18 protein-coding genes, 1 riboswitch and 1 other annotated feature are annotated in these 18,243 nt (G+C 37.7%); of the genes, 15 read left to right on the top strand and 3 right to left on the bottom strand.

Going from position 1 to position 18,243, the window contains the following annotated elements; all coding sequences use genetic code 11:
* Positions 1–2: 2 nt before the first annotated feature.
* The 6 genes from ptsP to PRVXH_RS12525 all read left to right on the top strand — a co-directional run bounded on the left by ptsP (position 3) and on the right by PRVXH_RS12525 (position 7,339).
* Positions 3–1,700 carry a phosphoenolpyruvate--protein phosphotransferase gene (ptsP, locus tag PRVXH_RS12550; RefSeq protein ID WP_353893098.1) on the top strand — a complete coding sequence of 566 codons (1,698 nt, stop codon included), beginning with the start codon at positions 3–5 and terminating at the stop codon, positions 1,698–1,700.
* 218 nt (positions 1,701–1,918) lie between these two features.
* On the top strand, positions 1,919–3,445 hold the full coding sequence (locus tag PRVXH_RS12545; protein ID WP_353893097.1) for a glutathione ABC transporter substrate-binding protein: 1,527 nt from the start codon (positions 1,919–1,921) through the stop codon (positions 3,443–3,445).
* Positions 3,446–3,519: 74 nt separating this feature from the next.
* Positions 3,520–4,449, top strand: coding sequence for a nickel ABC transporter permease (gene nikB / locus PRVXH_RS12540; RefSeq protein ID WP_353893096.1), 930 nt, complete (start codon positions 3,520–3,522; stop codon positions 4,447–4,449).
* 23 nt (positions 4,450–4,472) lie between these two features.
* Entirely contained in the window at positions 4,473–5,372 is a 900-nt protein-coding gene (locus PRVXH_RS12535) for an ABC transporter permease (protein ID WP_353893095.1), read from the top strand.
* Positions 5,373–5,394: 22 nt separating this feature from the next.
* Positions 5,395–6,387: an ABC transporter ATP-binding protein gene (locus PRVXH_RS12530; protein ID WP_353893094.1), complete on the top strand. Its 993-nt coding sequence runs from the start codon at positions 5,395–5,397 to the stop codon at positions 6,385–6,387.
* Between the two features lies 1 nt (position 6,388).
* Complete coding sequence (locus PRVXH_RS12525) at positions 6,389–7,339, top strand: oligopeptide/dipeptide ABC transporter ATP-binding protein (protein WP_353893093.1); 951 nt, start codon at positions 6,389–6,391, stop codon at positions 7,337–7,339.
* 58 nt (positions 7,340–7,397) lie between these two features.
* Here PRVXH_RS12525 and PRVXH_RS12520 read toward each other — a convergent pair whose 3' ends face one another.
* A complete protein-coding gene (locus PRVXH_RS12520) occupies positions 7,398–8,669 on the bottom strand; it encodes a S8 family peptidase (protein WP_353893092.1) in 1,272 nt (423 codons plus the stop codon).
* A 239-nt stretch (positions 8,670–8,908) separates the two neighbouring features.
* On the opposite strand from PRVXH_RS12520, the gene PRVXH_RS12515 reads away from it, so the two are divergent.
* Positions 8,909–9,703, top strand: a complete 795-nt coding sequence (locus tag PRVXH_RS12515; RefSeq protein ID WP_353893091.1) for an HAD family hydrolase — start codon at positions 8,909–8,911, stop codon at positions 9,701–9,703.
* A gap of 63 nt (positions 9,704–9,766) precedes the next feature.
* On the opposite strand, the gene PRVXH_RS12510 is transcribed toward PRVXH_RS12515, so the two are convergent.
* Entirely contained in the window at positions 9,767–10,435 is a 669-nt protein-coding gene (locus tag PRVXH_RS12510) for a nuclease-related domain-containing protein (protein ID WP_353894593.1), read from the bottom strand.
* A gap of 268 nt (positions 10,436–10,703) precedes the next feature.
* On the opposite strand from PRVXH_RS12510, the gene PRVXH_RS12505 reads away from it, so the two are divergent.
* The 5 genes from PRVXH_RS12505 (at position 10,704) to gltX (ending at position 14,714) form a co-directional block, all read left to right on the top strand.
* On the top strand, positions 10,704–11,063 hold the full coding sequence (locus PRVXH_RS12505) for a four-helix bundle copper-binding protein (RefSeq protein WP_353893090.1): 360 nt from the start codon (positions 10,704–10,706) through the stop codon (positions 11,061–11,063).
* 149 nt (positions 11,064–11,212) lie between these two features.
* Positions 11,213–12,007, top strand: coding sequence for a helical backbone metal receptor (locus tag PRVXH_RS12500; protein WP_353893089.1), 795 nt, complete (start codon positions 11,213–11,215; stop codon positions 12,005–12,007).
* A 73-nt stretch (positions 12,008–12,080) separates the two neighbouring features.
* Entirely contained in the window at positions 12,081–12,806 is a 726-nt protein-coding gene (locus PRVXH_RS12495) for a SagB/ThcOx family dehydrogenase (RefSeq protein ID WP_353893088.1), read from the top strand.
* A 22-nt stretch (positions 12,807–12,828) separates the two neighbouring features.
* Positions 12,829–13,089: a hypothetical protein gene (locus tag PRVXH_RS12490; RefSeq protein ID WP_353893087.1), complete on the top strand. Its 261-nt coding sequence runs from the start codon at positions 12,829–12,831 to the stop codon at positions 13,087–13,089.
* A gap of 134 nt (positions 13,090–13,223) precedes the next feature.
* Positions 13,224–14,714 carry a glutamate--tRNA ligase gene (gltX, locus tag PRVXH_RS12485; protein WP_353893086.1) on the top strand — a complete coding sequence of 497 codons (1,491 nt, stop codon included), beginning with the start codon at positions 13,224–13,226 and terminating at the stop codon, positions 14,712–14,714.
* A gap of 56 nt (positions 14,715–14,770) precedes the next feature.
* Here gltX and PRVXH_RS12480 read toward each other — a convergent pair whose 3' ends face one another.
* Positions 14,771–16,465, bottom strand: a complete 1,695-nt coding sequence (locus PRVXH_RS12480) for a glutamine--tRNA ligase/YqeY domain fusion protein (protein ID WP_353893085.1) — start codon at positions 16,463–16,465, stop codon at positions 14,771–14,773.
* A gap of 45 nt (positions 16,466–16,510) precedes the next feature.
* Positions 16,511–16,754, bottom strand: a binding site (T-box leader).
* Between the two features lie 224 nt (positions 16,755–16,978).
* Between PRVXH_RS12480 and PRVXH_RS12475 the strand changes: the two genes are divergently transcribed.
* From PRVXH_RS12475 to PRVXH_RS12465, 3 genes are all read left to right on the top strand, one after another.
* The gene (locus tag PRVXH_RS12475) at positions 16,979–17,158 is read left to right on the top strand and encodes a hypothetical protein (RefSeq protein WP_353893084.1); all 180 of its coding nucleotides are present in this window, start codon (positions 16,979–16,981) and stop codon (positions 17,156–17,158) included.
* Between the two features lie 96 nt (positions 17,159–17,254).
* Positions 17,255–17,569 carry an RNHCP domain-containing protein gene (locus PRVXH_RS12470; RefSeq protein WP_353893083.1) on the top strand — a complete coding sequence of 105 codons (315 nt, stop codon included), beginning with the start codon at positions 17,255–17,257 and terminating at the stop codon, positions 17,567–17,569.
* Positions 17,570–17,677: 108 nt separating this feature from the next.
* Positions 17,678–17,766: riboswitch (SAM riboswitch) on the top strand.
* 95 nt (positions 17,767–17,861) lie between these two features.
* A complete protein-coding gene (locus tag PRVXH_RS12465; RefSeq protein WP_353893082.1) occupies positions 17,862–18,197 on the top strand; it encodes a hypothetical protein in 336 nt (111 codons plus the stop codon).
* Positions 18,198–18,243: the final 46 nt, after the last annotated feature.

Here is an 18,243-nt window from a genome sequence, read left to right as displayed (position 1 = left end):
ATATGTATGCAGCTTCAAAAGGAATAGCTATTGCAAAAGCTTTAGTATATGAAAAGCATGAAATAGAAGTAGCCAAAAGCAGCATAGAAGATGTAAAAGGCGAGCATACCCGATTTGAACAAGCAATCTCAGCTGCTTATGCGGAAATAGAAAAAATTCAAACTCAGACGGAAAAGAAAATGGGCAAAGAAAGTGCTGATATATTTGGAGCTCATTTAATGGTGCTAAACGATCCAGAGCTTATTAGCCAAGTAAAGAGCGCCATAAAAAACGAAAAAGTAAATGCAGAATACGCCCTTAAAAATACGGTTGATACTTTTGTTGCCATGTTTGAAGCTATGGAAGATGAATATATGAAAGAAAGGGCAGCGGACATAAAAGATGTGTCAAGCAGAGTGTTGGGACATCTTCAGGGTATTAAAAATCAAGACTTAACTAGCTTAGATGAAGAAGTAATAGTAGTAGCCCATGATTTAGCTCCGTCGGATACCGCCTCTATGAACAAAGAAAAAGTTATGGGGTTTGCAACTAACATTGGAGGCAGCACATCTCACACAGCAATTATGGCTAGAAATCTTGAAATCCCAGCAGTAGTTGGTGCCAAAGACATTACTGAAAAAGTAACAGGTGGAGACACCCTTATTCTAGATGCAATTAATGGACAGGTAATCATTAACCCTAGCGAGGAGCAAAAAGAAAACTATCTAAGCAAAAAGCAGCAGTTTGAGCAGCAAAAAGAAAAGCTTAAAATCTTCAAGAACAAACAATCTAGCACAAAAGATGGCAAAGTAATAGAGCTTGCAGCAAACATAGGCTCACCTAACGATATGGGGCCGGTAATAGCTAATGGTGCGGAAGGAATTGGGCTATACCGGACAGAGTTTTTATACATGGACAGAAGCACATCTCCCACAGAGGATGAACAGTTTGAAAGCTACAAAGTAGTGCTAAAGCAAATGGGCAAAAAGCCAGTTGTCATACGCACCTTAGATATCGGTGGAGATAAAGAAATTCCTTATCTAAACATGCCTAAGGAAATGAACCCCTTTTTAGGATATAGGGCGCTGCGCATCTGTCTTGACAAAAAAGAAATGTTTAAAACCCAGCTAAGAGCTTTACTTAGGGCAAGTCAATATGGAAATTTAAAGGTTATGTACCCTATGGTATCCTCTGTAGAAGAAATACGTCAGGCAAACGCCGTTTTAGAAGAAGTCAAACAAGAGCTGACAGAAAAAGGAACATCCTTTAAAGATTTTGAAGTTGGGATAATGATAGAAATTCCATCAGCGGCCATAAACAGCGATGCATTAGCTAAGGAAGTTGACTTTTTTTCCATCGGTACAAATGACCTTATCCAATACACTGTAGCAGTGGATAGAATGAATGAAAAAATTTCTCACCTTTACTCTCCTTTCAACCCCGCAGTATTGAAGCTAATAGATATGACGATAACAAACGGACATAAAAACGGCATCTGGGTAGGAATGTGCGGAGAAGCAGCTGGAAATCTAAAGATGATCCCGTTTCTGCTAGGTGCGAATCTAGACGAGTTTTCCATGAGCCCCTCTGCGATTTTGCCAGCAAGAGAGCTAATTTCAAAGCTTAGTACAGAAGAAACACAAGAAATAAAAGATAAAGTTTTAGAAATGTCTTCTGCTAAAGACATAGAAAATTTTCTTAATGAAGTAGTAAGCAAATAAGACAATAGTTAAAAACCGTCTTTCCTGTTGGGAAAGTCGGTTTTTTTTGCGTAATAATTACCGCTCAACTTTTTGGAGAGCGGTTTTTTTGGTTGTTAAAGATTAGTTAATATTTTGTTTTCATATTTTTGAATTTAACAGCATAACTTTAAAGCAAGATTATACAAGCACTATTTTTAAAATGTGCTGTATAAAAATGTTTAAGGAGGAGAAGTAAAGTGAAAAAGAAGTTAGTCTTATTTTTATGCTTTATGCTAGTGATGCCTGCAGCTTTGATAGGCTGTGACGGCGAGGTAGGTCAAATTGAAAACTTAATAGTAGCACAAGGTTCTGACGCTGATTCCTTAGACCCTCATGCCACAAACGATCAACCTTCTTCAAGAGTAAAAAAGCAGATTTATGAAACTCTTATAACACAAGATGAGAACATGGAATTGCAACCGGGTCTTGCTGAAAGTTGGGACCAGATTGATGAGCTAACATTTGAGTTTAAATTAAAGGAAGGTGTAAAGTTTCACAACGGTGAAGAGCTTAAAGCATCCGATGTTGAATTTACATTACTTCGCGCACTAGACTCTGCCCATGTTGGCCATATTGTTGGGGCTATAGATCCAGAAGGCATAGAGGTTGTAGATGAATACAGAATTAGAATTTCCACAGTGGAGCCATTTGCTCCCCTATTAGCTCACCTAGCTCATACAGCTACTTCTATTTTAAACGAAAAAGCTGTAACAGAAGGTGGAGAAGACTATTTTAGAAACCCTGTAGGAACTGGACCATATGAGTTCTCCAACTGGGAAATGGGTAATGAAATAGAGCTTGTAAGATTTGAAGATTATCACGGAGAGCCTGCTCATATACCGATGATTACCTTTAGAAACATTCAGGAAGATGGAAATAGAACAATTGAGCTTGAAACCGGTGAAATTCATATAGCGTATGATATTTTACCACAAGATATCAACAGAATTGAAAGTCATGAAAATCTTACCTTGTTAAGAGACCTTAACTTTTCAACAGTATATTTAGGCTTTAACTGTGAAAAAGAGCCTTTTGATGACGTGAGGGTAAGGCAAGCTATAAACTATGCAATTAACGTAGAATCAATTATTGATGCTGTTATGGAAGGATCAGGTGAGGTTGCTACAGGCCCAATTGGTCCAGAGGTATGGGCAGCAAATATGGATTTAGATCCTTATGGATATGATGTAGATAAAGCGAAAGAACTTTTAGCCGAAGCAGGATACGAAGATGGCTTTAGCACAACTTTATGGACTAACGACAACCAGCTAAGACAAGATATCGCCACTATAGTTGAAGAGCAGTTATTAGAGGTAGGCATTGAAATTGATATAGAAGTTTTAGAGTTTGGTGCGTACCTAGAAGCAACAGCAGATGGCGAGCATGACATGTTTATCCTTGGTTGGGTAACTGTTACCGGCGATCCTGACTATGGTCTGTACTCCTTATTCCACTCAAACGAGTTTGGAGAAGCAGGAAATAGAACATTCTATGCTAACGAAAGAGTTGATGAGTTACTAGATAAAGCTAGAAGGTCAGCTGAGCCAAGTGTAAGGGAAGAGGCTTACATGGAAGTTCAAGAAATAGTAAGAGAAGAGGCGCCTTGGCTATTTTTAAATACTGGCGAAGATAGAACGGGACTTAGAAGCGATATCAGAGGGTTTGTAAATCATCCAGCTGGTCACCACGCTCTATGGACTGTTTATGTAGAGGATGAGCAGTAAAAAAGTAACGGTAGTAAGTATAGGGTCAGAACTGACCCTATACTGCTATTTAACTGTAGAAGGGAGGAAACAACTTGTTTAGATACATTGGCCGAAGGTTACTTTTGCTAATCCCTGTTTTACTGGGTGTTTCTTTTATAGTATTTTCTTTAATGTACATTGCACCTGGATGTCCAGCTGCAATTTCGTTAGGAGAGCAAGCTACATCTAGGGAGATAGAACAGCTAAAGGAACAAATGGGGTTAAATGATCCATTTATAGTTCAGTATGGTAGGTTTATCTCAGATATAGCGATTCATCAAGATTTAGGGAGGTCTTACAACACTAACGCTCCTGTAGTTGACGAGATAATTGGCAGATTTCCCACAACCTTAACATTAGCAGCTTCAGGTGTATTAGTGGCTGTTGCTATTGGAATACCAGTGGGAATTATCTCAGCTACAAAACAGTACTCTCTCTTTGATAACGTTGCTATGGTTTTTGCGTTGATAGGAGTTTCAATGCCAAACTTCTGGCAAGGACTTTTGTTGATACTTTTATTTGCAGTTGGGTTAGGTGTACTACCATCCTCCGGATATACAACACCAATGCATATGATATTACCGGCAATTACAATAGGGACTAGCTCCGCCGCTATGATAACACGGATGACCCGCTCTAGCATGCTAGAAGTTATAAAACAAGACTATATCAGGACCGCTAGAGCCAAGGGGCAAAAAGAATCAGTAGTTATCTATAAACATGCACTGAAAAATGCCTTGATCCCTGTGGTTACAGTTGTAGGGCTTCAGTTTGGTTACTTACTAGGCGGTGCTGTATTGACGGAAAGGGTATTTAGCATTAACGGTATAGGAGGACTTATGATTGCCTCTATAAGTACTAGAGATTATCCACTAGTTCAAGGGGCGGTTTTATTTATCGCTGTTACCTTTTGTATCATAAACTTGCTAGTAGATATTTTATATGCATATATCGACCCTAGAATAAAGAGTCAGTATAAATAAATGGAGGAGGAGGTAAACAGAGTATGAGTTCGCAAATACCTAACAAGGGAAAAAAAGAAAAAACTAAAAAGCCCCCCAAAAAGCGAGGACAATGGTATGAGGTATGGAAGCGTCTTAGAAGTAATAAAGCTGCCATAGTGGGAGCCATCATAATTGGCGTTTTAGTTTTAACAGCCATCTTTGCTCCTTTTATAGCTCCTACTCACTATCGGACACAGGATTTGGATAACAGGCAGCAACCGCCTAGCTTTGAGCATTTATTTGGAACCGATAATTTTGGACGGTGTATTTTTAGCCGTGTTGTCTATGGAAGCCGAATATCAATTCAAGTAGGATTTGTGGCAGTGGGGTTAGCTATAGTTGTTGGCGGGCTTTTAGGAGCGATATCAGGATACTATAGTGGACATGTAGATAACATTATTATGAGGCTTATGGATATTTTGCTTTCTATACCTGGTATATTGCTAGCGATTGCCATCGCTGCTTCCTTAGGTCCAGGCCTAGTTAACGTGATGATTGCAGTCGGTATTGGGTCAATTCCTAGGTATGCTAGGATTGTTAGGGCATCTGTCCTTTCTTTAAGGGACCAAGAGTTTGTAGAGGCTGCCCGGGCAGTAGGTGCTAATGATCTGAGAATAATCCTAAAGCATATAATGCCTAACTGCCTAGCGCCGATAATAGTTCAGGGCACGTTAGGTGTGGCGGAGGCTATTTTATCAGCAGCTGGGCTTAGTTTCTTAGGGCTAGGAATTGAACTGCCAAAACCAGAGTGGGGAGCAATGCTCTCTGAAGCTAGGCACTATATGAGAGATAGCTGGCACATGTCTGTCTTTCCCGGACTTGCAATAATGATAACGATATTCGGGCTGAACTTATTAGGAGACGGACTAAGGGATGCCCTAGACCCTAGACTAAAAGGATAACTTTGAGGAAGGGAGCGAAATAATGAAATCTAAAGAGTTACTAAAAATAAAAGACCTATCAATTGAATATAGAACTGATGAAGGCGTCATAAAAGCAGTTGATAAAATGAGTTTGGAAGTTGGCGTTGGAGAAACTTTAGGGATTGTCGGCGAAACAGGAGCGGGAAAAACAACCACTGCACTAGGCATCATGCGACTGGTCCCAAACCCACCGGGTAAAATCGCTCAAGGAGAGGTGATTTTTAGGGGGGAAAATCTACTAGAAAAAACAGAGGAAGATATGCGAAAAATAAGGGGAAATAAAATTTCCATGATTTTTCAAGATCCTATGACTTCTCTAAACCCAGTTATGACAACAGAAGAGCAAATAGCTGAGGTCATAATTTTACATCAAAATGTAGGTAAACAAGAAGCTGTCGAAAAAGCTAAGGAAATGTTAAATACCGTTGGTATTCCTGTAGAAAGAGGAAAAGACTACCCCCATCAGTTTAGCGGTGGAATGCGACAACGGATTGTAATAGCCATTGCATTAGCTTGCAATCCAGAGCTACTTATAGCAGACGAACCTACAACAGCTTTAGACGTTACTATTCAGGCGCAGGTACTAAAGCTAATGAAAAATTTAAAAGAAGAGTTTGAAACATCTATGATAATGATAACTCATGACTTAGGGATAGTTGCCAATATATGCGATAAAGTTGCCATCATTTATACAGGGTATGCAGTAGAATATGCTTCAAAGGAAGAACTATATAATAATCCACTTCATCCATACACACAGGGTCTATTTGGATCTATACCTAGCATAGACGAGGATGAAGATAGGTTAAAACCTATAAAAGGATTAATGCCAGAACCCACAGAAATACCTGATGGTTGCCCCTTTAACCCAAGGTGTCCTAAAGTTATGCCGATTTGCTTAAAGAAACTGCCAACACGGACAGAGGTAAAAACAGGACATTTTGTAAACTGTCATCTGTATAATGGCAATGACGATAAAGTTGGAGGTGCATAAGATGTCGGAGAAGATCGTTGAAGTTAAAAATTTAAAAAAATACTTCCAAACTAAAAAGGGGCCTTTGCATGCTGTAGACGATATAAACTTTTTTATTAAAAAAGGGGAAACTTTAGGATTAGTAGGTGAATCAGGCTGTGGAAAGTCCACAGCTGGTAGAGTGCTATTAAGGCTGCTACCTGCCACAGATGGCGAGGTGTTTTTCGAGGGGAAAAATATTCTAAAACTAAACGGCAGACAAATGCGTAAAGCTCGTAGAGATATGCAAATAATCTTTCAAGACCCATATTCCTCGTTAAATCCAAGAATGAGCGTGGAAGAGGTAATCTCAGAACCCTTATTAATTAACAAGATTTATAAAAACAAAAAAGATATTAATAAAAGAGTAAAAGAGCTAATGGACACCGTAGGCCTTTCTCAGCGCCTGGTAAACGCTTACCCCCATGAATTAGACGGGGGCAGAAGACAGAGGGTGGGGATTGCAAGGGCGCTAGCTTTAAAACCTAAGTTTATTGTACAGGATGAACCGGTATCCGCTTTAGATGTTTCAATCCAAGCTCAGATCCTTAACCTTATGGAGGATATACAAGATGAAATGGGTCTTACCTACCTATTTATATCTCATGATTTAAGTGTTGTTAAGCATGTTAGTGATAGAATTGCCGTTATGTATTTAGGTAAAATTGTGGAACTTGCAGATTACAATGCGATATTTAAAAGGCCATTACACCCCTATACCCAAGCCTTGCTTTCCGCAATCCCAATCCCCAAGGTAGATGTCGAGCAAAAGATGATTATCCTAGAGGGAGAGGTTCCCAGTCCAGTTAATCCACCGGCAGGATGTAGATTTTATGGTAGATGCAGGCATAGGATGGAAATTTGTAAGGATACAAATCCTACTTTAACTGAGGTAGAAAAAGAAAGGTTTGTATCCTGTCATCTTCATCCATAAACTAAATAAAAAAATCCGCTATATCTCTTAGATATAACGGATTTTTTGCACTAGAGACCTAACTATTAATATTTTCGCCATTTATAACCCCCGCACCCTGAGCATTTTTTTCTTCATTTTCTAAAGGAACGGAAGAATTTACAATAATTTCTTTTATTTCATCAGGGGTTAAAGAAGAGTTTTCCTCTAGTATCTGAGCAATGATCCCTGAACAAATTGGTGTAGCCATCGAAGTTCCAGAAAGGGTTGTATACCAATAATCAACTCGGTCATTTTTACTTTGCCTATCAACTAAAGACCCCGGACTTCGTAGAGAAACTATCGTGCCTGGTGCTAGTATATCTGGCTTTTTAATACCGTCAATTGTAGGCCCACGACTGGAATAGTCAGCTACCTTTTTTTGGGAGTTGCTGTTATCGAGAGCACCAACAGTTATAACTTTTGGATGGATACCAGGTGAACCAATTGTCTGTGATTGGGGGCCGCTATTACCTGCTGCTACACAAACAACTATTCCCGCCTCCCAAGCTTTTTCAACTGCCATACAAACAGGGTCATCTGTATAAGGCATATCTGCTTCAGAGCCCAAAGAAAGGTTCATAACATCAATACCTAACTGTTCTTTATTTTCTATACACCACTGTATGCCTTCTAAGATTCCAGATAAGCTTCCACCACCTACTTTGTCTAAAACCTTTACGCCGACAAGTTTTGAGTCGGGGGCAGGTGCAGTAAACCTTCCGTCGGTCTTGCTTCCATTTGAAGCAACAGCACCAGCAACATGAGTGCCATGTCCGTTATCATCATAAGGATCTTTTTTTCCCTTTATTATATCTTTAAAAGCAATAATCCTACCCTTTAAATCAGGATGCTCATAAATACCAGTATCTAGAACAGCTACTACAACCTCCTTGCCAGTCAATCCTTTTTCGGAAAGAATATCAGATGCCACTGCAGGGATAGCCTTATCTAGAAATGCTTTAAACTCTCTATCGTACCATACCTTTTTCACATATTTATTGTTAGCCAAGGCTTCTAAATTTTTAGTGTTTACCTTAGTGGTAAAACAGTCGATAGTAGGTATCTCTTTAACAATTTTACAGCCACAGCTACTAGCAAGGTTACTCATAGATTGTTCTAAGGTTTGTGATTTTTCTACCTGGACTATTACAGGGATACTTTTGAACCGTTGCTTTAGCGCCCGATGTGGCTTGTATGTCATGCAGTTACCAAACTTTGCTGGTCTATAGCAATCTAAGGCAAACTTTTTAGTAGTAGAACAAAGTTTATTTCTGTTAGCAAAAATCCATCTAGCTTCCTCCAAAATCACGTTATACCACTCCTTTACCTTTTTACATTAGAGTATGACGTAGGCTAAGGAGTGTCACACCTTTTAAACTTAAATGTTAAATTAGGGCTACTACCTAATCTTAAAAATCATGATAACAACCGTAGCAAAAACTGCAACAAACTGCAGTGGCACAAAGGTTATGTATTAATAACACTTGAAAATTATTTTCGTTTTTGAAAAAGTATGTTAGAATATTAGTTGTGAAAGGAGATGTTTCAATGAACAAAAAAATCGTATTTTTCGATATAGATGGAACTTTAATAGAGTGTGGGCAAGGTATGAATAGGCCACTAAAATCAACTGTAGAAGCCATTAAGGCTATACAAAAAAATGGGCATTTAGCTGTAGTGGCTACCGGTCGGCCGATGGCCTTTATGCCTAATTTTTTATTAGATTTAGGTTTTGACGGATATATAACAGCTAACGGTGCTCAGATTCAAAAAAAAGGGCAGGTGCTTTATAGCAAACAAATTGAAAAAGAAACCTTAACAAAGGCGGTGGACTTTTTCAAAAAAGAGGATATAGATTTTATTTTGGAGGGGCAGCAAAAAGCTTACTTTTCTACGTTAAGCTCAGAAGCGGCAAAGAGATTTTTCCAAACGTTTTTGGTTCCCAAAGAAAATATCACTGAAAACTGGGAGCTAGAGCACGTAAAAGCAAATAAAATGGTTGTAGTGCTAAAAGATGAAACCCAGTTGGAAAAATTCAAAAAAGTTCTTGGGGAAACATTTACATTTATGAAGCACCCTGGAGAATCATCCTATGATGTATATTTTTCTGATTGTACAAAAGCAGATGGAATAAAAATTATGCTAGACCACCTAAATATGGACATAAAGAATACAGTTGCCTTTGGCGACGGAACAAATGATATAGAGATGTTCCAATTAGTAAAAACAGGTATTGCAATGGGTAACGCCAAACAAACCCTAAAAGAAGAAGCAAGCTTCATAACAGAAGACGTATTTTCCCACGGTATATTAGAAGGTCTAAAAAAAGCTGGATTGCTCTAATTTTGAAAATAGCCATATAAAAAGCCTGTGCCACTTGTCAGATGCAAATGGTACAGGCTTTTTCTACGCTGCTGAATTCATAAGTCCAATATTTTTGTCTATAGCTTTTTCAATATCTTTTATTGTTTTATTAGGCAGCCTTCCATGTTGATTCTTATAATTATGGATAAACTTTAAAAGATCCTCATCTTTTAACACTGGGGTATTAGAGTCTACATCAAGTTTTGATGATCTTTTTTTGATAAATACCACTACAGATTGTACCCATACATGGGACAGACGGTTGCGATTAAGATATCCTTTTAGCTTATAAACATGTCTTCCGTTTTGTTTGCAGGGGTTAAAAAATTTCTGAAAGTATACTCCCCCTTTTTTACCAGTCTTTCGTTGCACCCAGTTATGGTCTTCTTCTCGGCCGCTTATATCGCCTTTCATATTCTTAGTTTCTATACAAAAAACACCTTTTGGACCTATAACTAGATGGTCTATCTGTGCTTTATCTCCGTTGTTATTAATAGTTATGTCGTTGTAAACTATATAGTCGTTTGGTAGCTTTTTTAGTTTTTTAAGCACCACTTTTTCTCCTCTAATCCCGTGATTTAAAAATAATCCTTTATTAAACTGATAAACCGAAAAAATAATAGGGATAACTGATAAAACATAAAAATCCTGTATAAAACCAAACCCTAAAATAAGTAAAACTATAAAAGTAATTATTCCCCCAAAAGACATCTTAAGGTGTTGGTTTCTCTGCTTTTTTAAGCTACTTTCCTTAGTTTTTATAACAGCTATTTCTCTCACCTCCTTACAATATGGGGAAGCCCCCAACTGATTAAAGTTTTCTTTATTATATAATACCAATAAATGATCGCAAATTTCAAATAATATTGTTAAAATTGACTAAAAATGTACAAATAAAGAATAAGACAATGCTCTTAGGAATAAAAAACCTTCCCAAATAACACAATACTAAAGAATATATTATCAAGGAGGTTATTAAATGGGTGTACTACCTACTTCCCCCACTAATATGGATAGCTGTATCGAAATACTGCTAAAGTGTGCCCGTGCATGTGAGGAAAGCTTTGACATGAGTTTGCAGCAGCCTGACATCAGAGAAAGAGCTGATTGCTTAAAAATACTAACCGACTGTGCAGAGATGTGTGCCATGACTGCTAGATTTATGTCAAGAAATAGCGAGTTTAACAAAGAACTCTGTTACTTAACCATGGACGTTTGCCAAACCTGCGCTGAAGAATGTAATAGGTTTAAAGACCAGCACAGTCAGGGTTGCGCCGAGATATGCTTGCAGTGCATAGATGAGTGTAAAAGAATTGTTGCAGGTATGACAATGGTATAATTTTACCGGCAAAAAATAAAAGAAGGGATAGGTCTAACTTAGTATAGACCTATTTTTTTTGCCTTTAATATCTTATTGAATCAGACAGTATTTTCTGATATTATCTAAGAAAGTTGTTAGATGTCAAACAAAAGGGGTGAACCAAGCTAGTGCGAATCATATCGTTAATACCGTCAATAACTGAATCCTTTTACTATTTAAACCTGCAACATAACCTTGTAGGAGTGACTGAGCACTGTAACTATCCGCCTGAAGCTGCATGTAAAGACAAAGTAGGTACCTTTGGAGCCCCTGATATAATAAAAATTTTCGGTCTTGCTCCTGACGTTATCTATCTAGATGGGACTGTACATAAAAAAGAAATAGAGCTTTTGAAAAAGAGACAAATAAAGGTAATAGATGCTAGCGTTAGTAAAGTTTATGACATCTTTAAAATTATGCGGAATATAGCAAAAGTTTGTAACATAAACTCTGCAGAACAAACAGTGGATGAGCTTAAAAAGAGACTAGCTGAAGTTCAAAGAAAGCCAAATGCCAGAAAAATTAGAGTGCTTAGAGTGATGTACAAAGAACCTCTTATAGTGCCAGGACCATTAACATATCAATACGAAGCCCTAAAGATAATTGGGGCTAGGCAGATGGAGCTTCCTTTAAAAGATGGTTATACTGAGGTTAAACTAAAGGAAATACAGAAGTTTGACCCAGAAGTAATCTTGTATTGTGGGGTTGAAAAAGAAAAGCAGCCTCCCCAAAGGTGTAAAAGCTGTAGTTTAGAACTTCCCTTATGCCATAGGACTGCCTGCGATGTGATATCAAAAGATTGGTTAGGTATCACCGCAGTTAAAAATAATAGAGCTTATCCCATATCATGCAGTACCTTGTGTCGCCCGGGGCCTAGGCTTATAAATAACCTGGTATCCATATCAAAATTAATCCATAGTTAAAAGTTTACAGGAGATTAACATAAAAAATAGAATGTTATATTATCATCATTATTTTGACTTTAGGAGGTATAAAATGAAAAATAGAGAGTTTTTAAAAGCAAACTTTAAAAGCGAGCTGGCATCCGTAGAAACAGACCAGCAAAAAGGGGTGGAAAGGCCACAAAAACAAAAAGAAGTAAGTGTGGGCTCTAAGACTATAAAGTTACCTTCGATTACTGATATAAAAGTTGGGGAGCGATCAATAAAAGATTGCCTTTTAGATCGCAGAAGTCATCGCAAGTTTGAGGAAAAATCATTAAACTTGCAAGAGCTTTCGTTTTTACTTTGGGCCACTCAAGGTGTAAGTGGAAAAAGCGAAAACCTTAGAACTTCTCCATCGGCAGGAGCTAGACATCCATTTGAGACTTACCTTGAGGTTCATAATGTAGAAGGTCTTTCATCGGGATTATACAGATATTTACCTCTAGATCATGAACTGGTTTGCTTAAAAGAGCGTCAAGCAAGCACAGAGCTGATAAAATATTGTTTAAATCAACCATTTGCAGGGGAATGTGCCGTGACCTTTATCTGGAGCGTGATACCGTATAGAACGGAATGGAGGTATAGTGTAGCATCCCATAAGCATATTGCTTTAGATGCAGGACATCTAGGACAAAATCTTTATCTTGCTTGCGAAGCCATAGACTCGGGCACATGTGCGATCGGGGCTTATGACCAAGAGGCAATGGACAAATTTATAGAAGTTGATGGCAATGAGGAGTTTGTAATCTATGTATCTCCTGTTGGTAAAATAAGATAGTTATTCATAAAGGAGGGGGAAAATGGACGACCAAAAATTTGAAAGTAAGTGGAAAAGCATACGAGAAAAAGGTAGAAAGCAGTATACGCTAAAACGGGGCGTTGTTTATGGAGTGCTACTTTCTATAATGGGCCTTATAGTTAACGCGATAAAAGACAATTCAAACCAAATTCTCGATGAGAGGTTTTTAACAAGTGTTTTCCTCTACTTCTTTTTAGCATTTATTATTGCATTTTTCGAATGGGGAAGCAAAGAGGGACGGTATCAAAGAATAAAAAAGTGAAACTTTCGCAAATGAACTAGATTAAGCCCAGCCTAATAAATGCTGGGCTTATATTCTTTGATCTATTGACTTTTATATTTTAAATTTATAAGGTATAATAACAAGATAAACAAAAAATGTAGGAGGTTTTTTTTATGTCTGAAGTTAGGGTGAGATTTGCTCCTAGTCCAACAGGATATCTACATATAGGAAGTCTAAGAACAGCCCTTTATAACTACATATACGCAAAACAGCAAAAGGGCAAGTTTATAATAAGAGTTGAGGACACCGACCGCACAAGGATTGTAGAAACTGCTATCGAAAATTTAATTGATTCCTTAGCTTGGGCTGGCATAGAGCATGATGAAGGGGTTTTCTTAGATAAAGACTCTAACAAGACCATACAAAAAGGAGAGTATGGTCCATATATCCAATCAGAAAGACTAGATATCTATAAAAAACATATAGACGAGCTTTTAAAAAAAGAGAAAGCTTATTACTGCTTCTGCTCAAAAGAACGTATCGAAAAGGTGAGAGATCAGCAAAAAGAAAAAGGAGAGACTCCTAAATACGACGGTCATTGTAAAGGCTTAGATGACGAAGAGGTGCAAAGGCGCCTAGCTGTCGGTGAGCAGCATGTCATTAGGTTGAGTCTTCCTACGGAAAGTGACATAAGTTTTGATGATGCAGTAAGAGGCACTGTCACCATAAATACAAAGGATATGGATGATCAAGTTTTAATCAAAGCTGATGGATTTCCAACCTATCACTTTGCGGTAGTAGTTGATGATTATTTGATGGAAATTACACATGTGGTAAGGGGAGAGGAGTGGCTAACCTCCACACCTAAGCACGTTTACCTATTTAAAGCCTTCGGGTGGGAAGCACCACAATACATTCACCTACCAACTGTGCTCAACAAAGACAAGAAAAAGCTAAGCAAGCGTCAAGGTGATGTGGCTGTTGGCGACTTTAAAAACAAAGGGTACCTGCCAGAAGCTATGGTTAACTATCTTGCTCTTGTAGGATGGAGCCCTAACAATAACCAAGAGTTATTTAGCATAGATGACCTTATAGAACAATTCTCTTTTGAAAGAGTGTCAAAAACTGGTGGTATATTTGACATAGACAAACTAAACTGGATTAACGGTCAATATATAAAATCTAGCTCTCCAGAGCGTATCACAGATTTGGCGATCCCTTATTTAAAAAATGCCGGGTATATTACAGACGCAGATGTTGAAGGCAGATATGAGTGGATTGTTACTATGGTAAAATCTGTTCAAGAAAAAGTTTCGCTAATCTCAGAAATTCCGCAAAAAGTTAGCTTCTTTTTTGCAGACGAGCTAGAATTTGAAAGCGAAAAAGCAAAACAAGTATTAGAAGGTGAGCAGGTTTCAGCCCTTTGTGATGCTTTTATAAATGAACTAAATAGCATCGATGAAGTTGACGATGAGTTTACTGCCACTATATTTAAGAAAATCCAAAAACAAACTGGCGTAAAAGGAAAAAGTTTGTTTATGCCGATAAGGGTAATGGTAACAGGACAACAGCATGGCCCCGATATAGGAGGAGTGCTAAAAGTATTAGGAAAAGAAAATATTTTAAAAAGGGTAAAATACGTAAAGGAAAACATAGCCCAATAAAAAGCAGGCTGCCTAGAAAAGAATCTGGGCAGCCTGCTTTCTTTAGCTTTAAGCTTTTACTTTTTCTTCTTTTTCCCTTTTTTCCAAGGGTCTTTTAGAGGGACAATTCTGTTAAAAACTAGCTTGTCGGCTGTGGTGTACTTTGTATCTACGCTAAAATACCCATGGCGCAGAAATTGAAATTTATCTTCACATGTTGCTTCTTTAAGGAAAGGCTCTATGACGCAGTTTTGCAGCTTAACAAATGATTTGGGGTTAATTATATCAGACCAGCTCTTGTCTTCCTCCTTAAGCAACTCATCATCTGTTAACAACCTGTCATACAAATGAACATCTGCTAAAATCCCATGATTTTTTGAAACCCAGTGGATAGTTCCTTTAGGTTTACGGGCGGTAAATCCAGTACCACTTTTTGTTTCGGGATCATAAGTACAATGAAGCTCTAAAACTTCTCCGTTTTCATCTTTTATTACTTCGTTACAGCGAATAAAATAAGCACCCTTAAGTCTTACTTCTTCACCAGGCATTAACCTTTTAAAACCTTTGACTGGATTCTCCATAAAGTCTTCCCGCTCGATATAAACTTCTTTGGAGAAAGGAACCTTTCTAACACCTAGCTCTGGATTTGGGTTGTTTTGAACTTCAAGCTCTTCTGCCTGATTTTCGGGATAGTTAGTTATAACCACCTTTAGTGGATTAAGCACAGCCATAACAGCATTAACCTTTGGTTTAAGGTCTTCACGCAGACAATTTTCTAACATAGAAATATCTACTGTGGACTGATTTTTAGCGATTCCCACTTCGCCTAAAAAGTTATGGATGCTTCTAGGGGTAAATCCACGTCTTCTTAGACCTTTAAGAGTTGGCAACCTAGGGTCATCCCATCCATCGACATGGTTTTCAGCTACAAGCTGCCTTAAATAACGCTTACTTGTAACGACACCAGTTAAATTGAAACGGCCAAACTCCCTCTGCTTTGGAGGCTCCACAAAATCTAACTGTTCTAAAAACCAGTTATAAACCTCACGATTGTTCTTAAACTCCATAGAACACATTGAATGGGTAATTCCTTCTATAGCATCTTGTAAGGGATGGGCAAAATCATACATCGGGTATATACACCAATTATCTTTAGTTCTGTAATGACTGGCGTGGATTATTCTATAAATAACCGGGTCACGCATAATGATATTTGGTGAAGACATGTCGATTTTTGCTCGCAGTACCTTTGTTCCTTCTTCAAACTCACCTTCTTTCATGCGAGTAAAAAGATCTAAATTTTCCTCGATGCTACGATCGCGATAAGGACTGTTTTTTCCGGGCTCAGTGAGGGTTCCGCGAAATATTCGCATTTGTTCTGCATTAAGCTCGCAAACATAAGCCTTCCCCTTTTTTATAAGTTGAACAGCATAGTTATAAATTTTATCAAAATAGTCAGAGCCATAAAGAATTCTATCTGGATCAAATCCAGCCCATTTAATATCCTCGATGATGGCATCCACAAACTCTTGTTTTTCCTTTAAAGGGTTAGTGTCATCAAAGCGTAGGTTAAAACTTCCATCGTACTTTTGAGCTACTGTATAACTAATGTTAATAGCATATGCGCTACCTAAATGTAGGTAACCGTTCGGCTCTGGTGGAAACCTTGTACAGATGTCCCTGCTATAGCTTTTTTCTTGTAAATCCTTTTCAATCTCTCTATGGAGAAAATTATAGGTTTGCTTTGTGTTATCGCTTAAGTTTTTGCTCATAAAATTTTACCTCCTTAAATTTATGTAAAAATAAAACTCTCATCTCAAAGAGACGAGAGTATAATTTCGCGGTACCACTCTAATTTGTCGATATGTCGCCATACCAACCTTAACAGGTACAACATGTACCTACGCTCGATAACAGGAGCACTGTCACAACATTTCCTATAAAAGGGTTATGCTGTAAAGCTCAGAGGCTTGTTCAACCAACAACTCCTTACCCATTTTCAGCTAGCTGGGCTCTCTGTGAAGCAGTGTGTTAATTTACTATTCTCATCATAGCTTTAAATATATGTAATCTATACATAAATAGTATTTACTTTTATTTGTGAATATATACTATCAAAGGAAGCACTGCCTGTCAACAATTGGTACAGCACTATCGTAACCAGGCTTAGAAATCATAGATGTTTGAATATATTGAAAATAATGCTATAATTATTTTAAGTGTATTCTAAGTTTAGGAGGTGTTCACATGGGATAAAGCGCTTATTAAAAGCTTAGCAGGGGACGATGCCAAATGTCAGTGAAGCTATACATACACAAACTGGTGGGAGGTGGGATAAGTCCCGTCTTACAGTGGCTGATATAATTAAACAAAATCAGTCAAGGTTCGGATTTACAGATGAAAAAAGCTGTAATGAAGCAGGAATCAGAAGTAATCGCAAACCCCAAAGGAATAGCGGTGAATAAGTCAATGGTATAGCTAAGCCTGAAGACCAAAAAATGGGAAAAGGATACGGAACCCTGCCTTCTAGATGAAAAATATAAATCTAGGAGGTAATAGCTTTGAGTAGAAAAATAGAAAATACAGGTTTTTTATGCGAAAATTGCAGCGAAATAGTGCTGCAATTAACAAATGGAAGCTACCGCAATCACTGTCCTTTTTGCTTGTTCTCAAAACATGTAGATGAAAATCCCGGGGATCGTAAAAGCCAATGTAATGCTTTAATGCAGCCTATATGCATAACCTACAACCCCAAAAAAGGTTATCAAATAACACATAGATGCACTGTTTGCGGTAAAGAGCAAAAAAATAAAGCAGCCCAAGATACAGTACAACCTGACGATCTAAATCAGTTAATGGGCTTAGTAAGTAACTAGATAAAAATTAGAAGTAAACAAAGCAGGTCTAAAGATTAGTCAAAAGGCATTCTTAGCTTGACAAAACTGGGCTAGTATGATTATATTAAATACACAATTAAATACGAATTCTTATTTTGAGCAAGGGAGAGATTTGGCTCTTTGAACTTGCAGCAACCTGTTAAAAAACAAGGTGCTAATGCCAAAAACGATGAGACTATTTAGAACTAAACCTTCTTTTCGTTTTTGGAAAAGGAGGTTATTTTTCTGTGCTTTTACAAATGAGAATTCTAAATCATAAAGGAGGGGTTTTATGAAAACTCAAGGCTGGTTAAGAGGGTTGATTAGCAAAAACTATCCTGTGGAGAAGTACTTAGAACATGTACTTAGTTGTATTTTTAGAGAATTTTCATTAGAAGGAGGATTTTTAAAAAAGGAAAGCGATTTTGTAATTCAAGTGGGCATATATACAGTTTATATTAATCAAGATAAAGCAAGGAGACTTCAAAAACAGAGTCCTTATAATTTAGACAAAAAAATCCTTAGCTGCATGGAGAGCCAAGGGTTTGAGTTTGATAAAAGACGCAGCCAGTATATTCGCTACTGTTTTGGTTATTTTTATACAAGAGAAGACAACACGGTGTATTAATTTTCCGACTAGACTTTTAGGAGGTATTTGCATTCACCAAGGCGAA

It is taken from the genome of Proteinivorax hydrogeniformans (assembly GCF_040515995.1).
Taxonomy (GTDB): domain Bacteria; phylum Bacillota; class Proteinivoracia; order Proteinivoracales; family Proteinivoracaceae; genus Proteinivorax; species Proteinivorax hydrogeniformans.
This window is presented reverse-complemented; position numbering and strand designations above follow the sequence as displayed.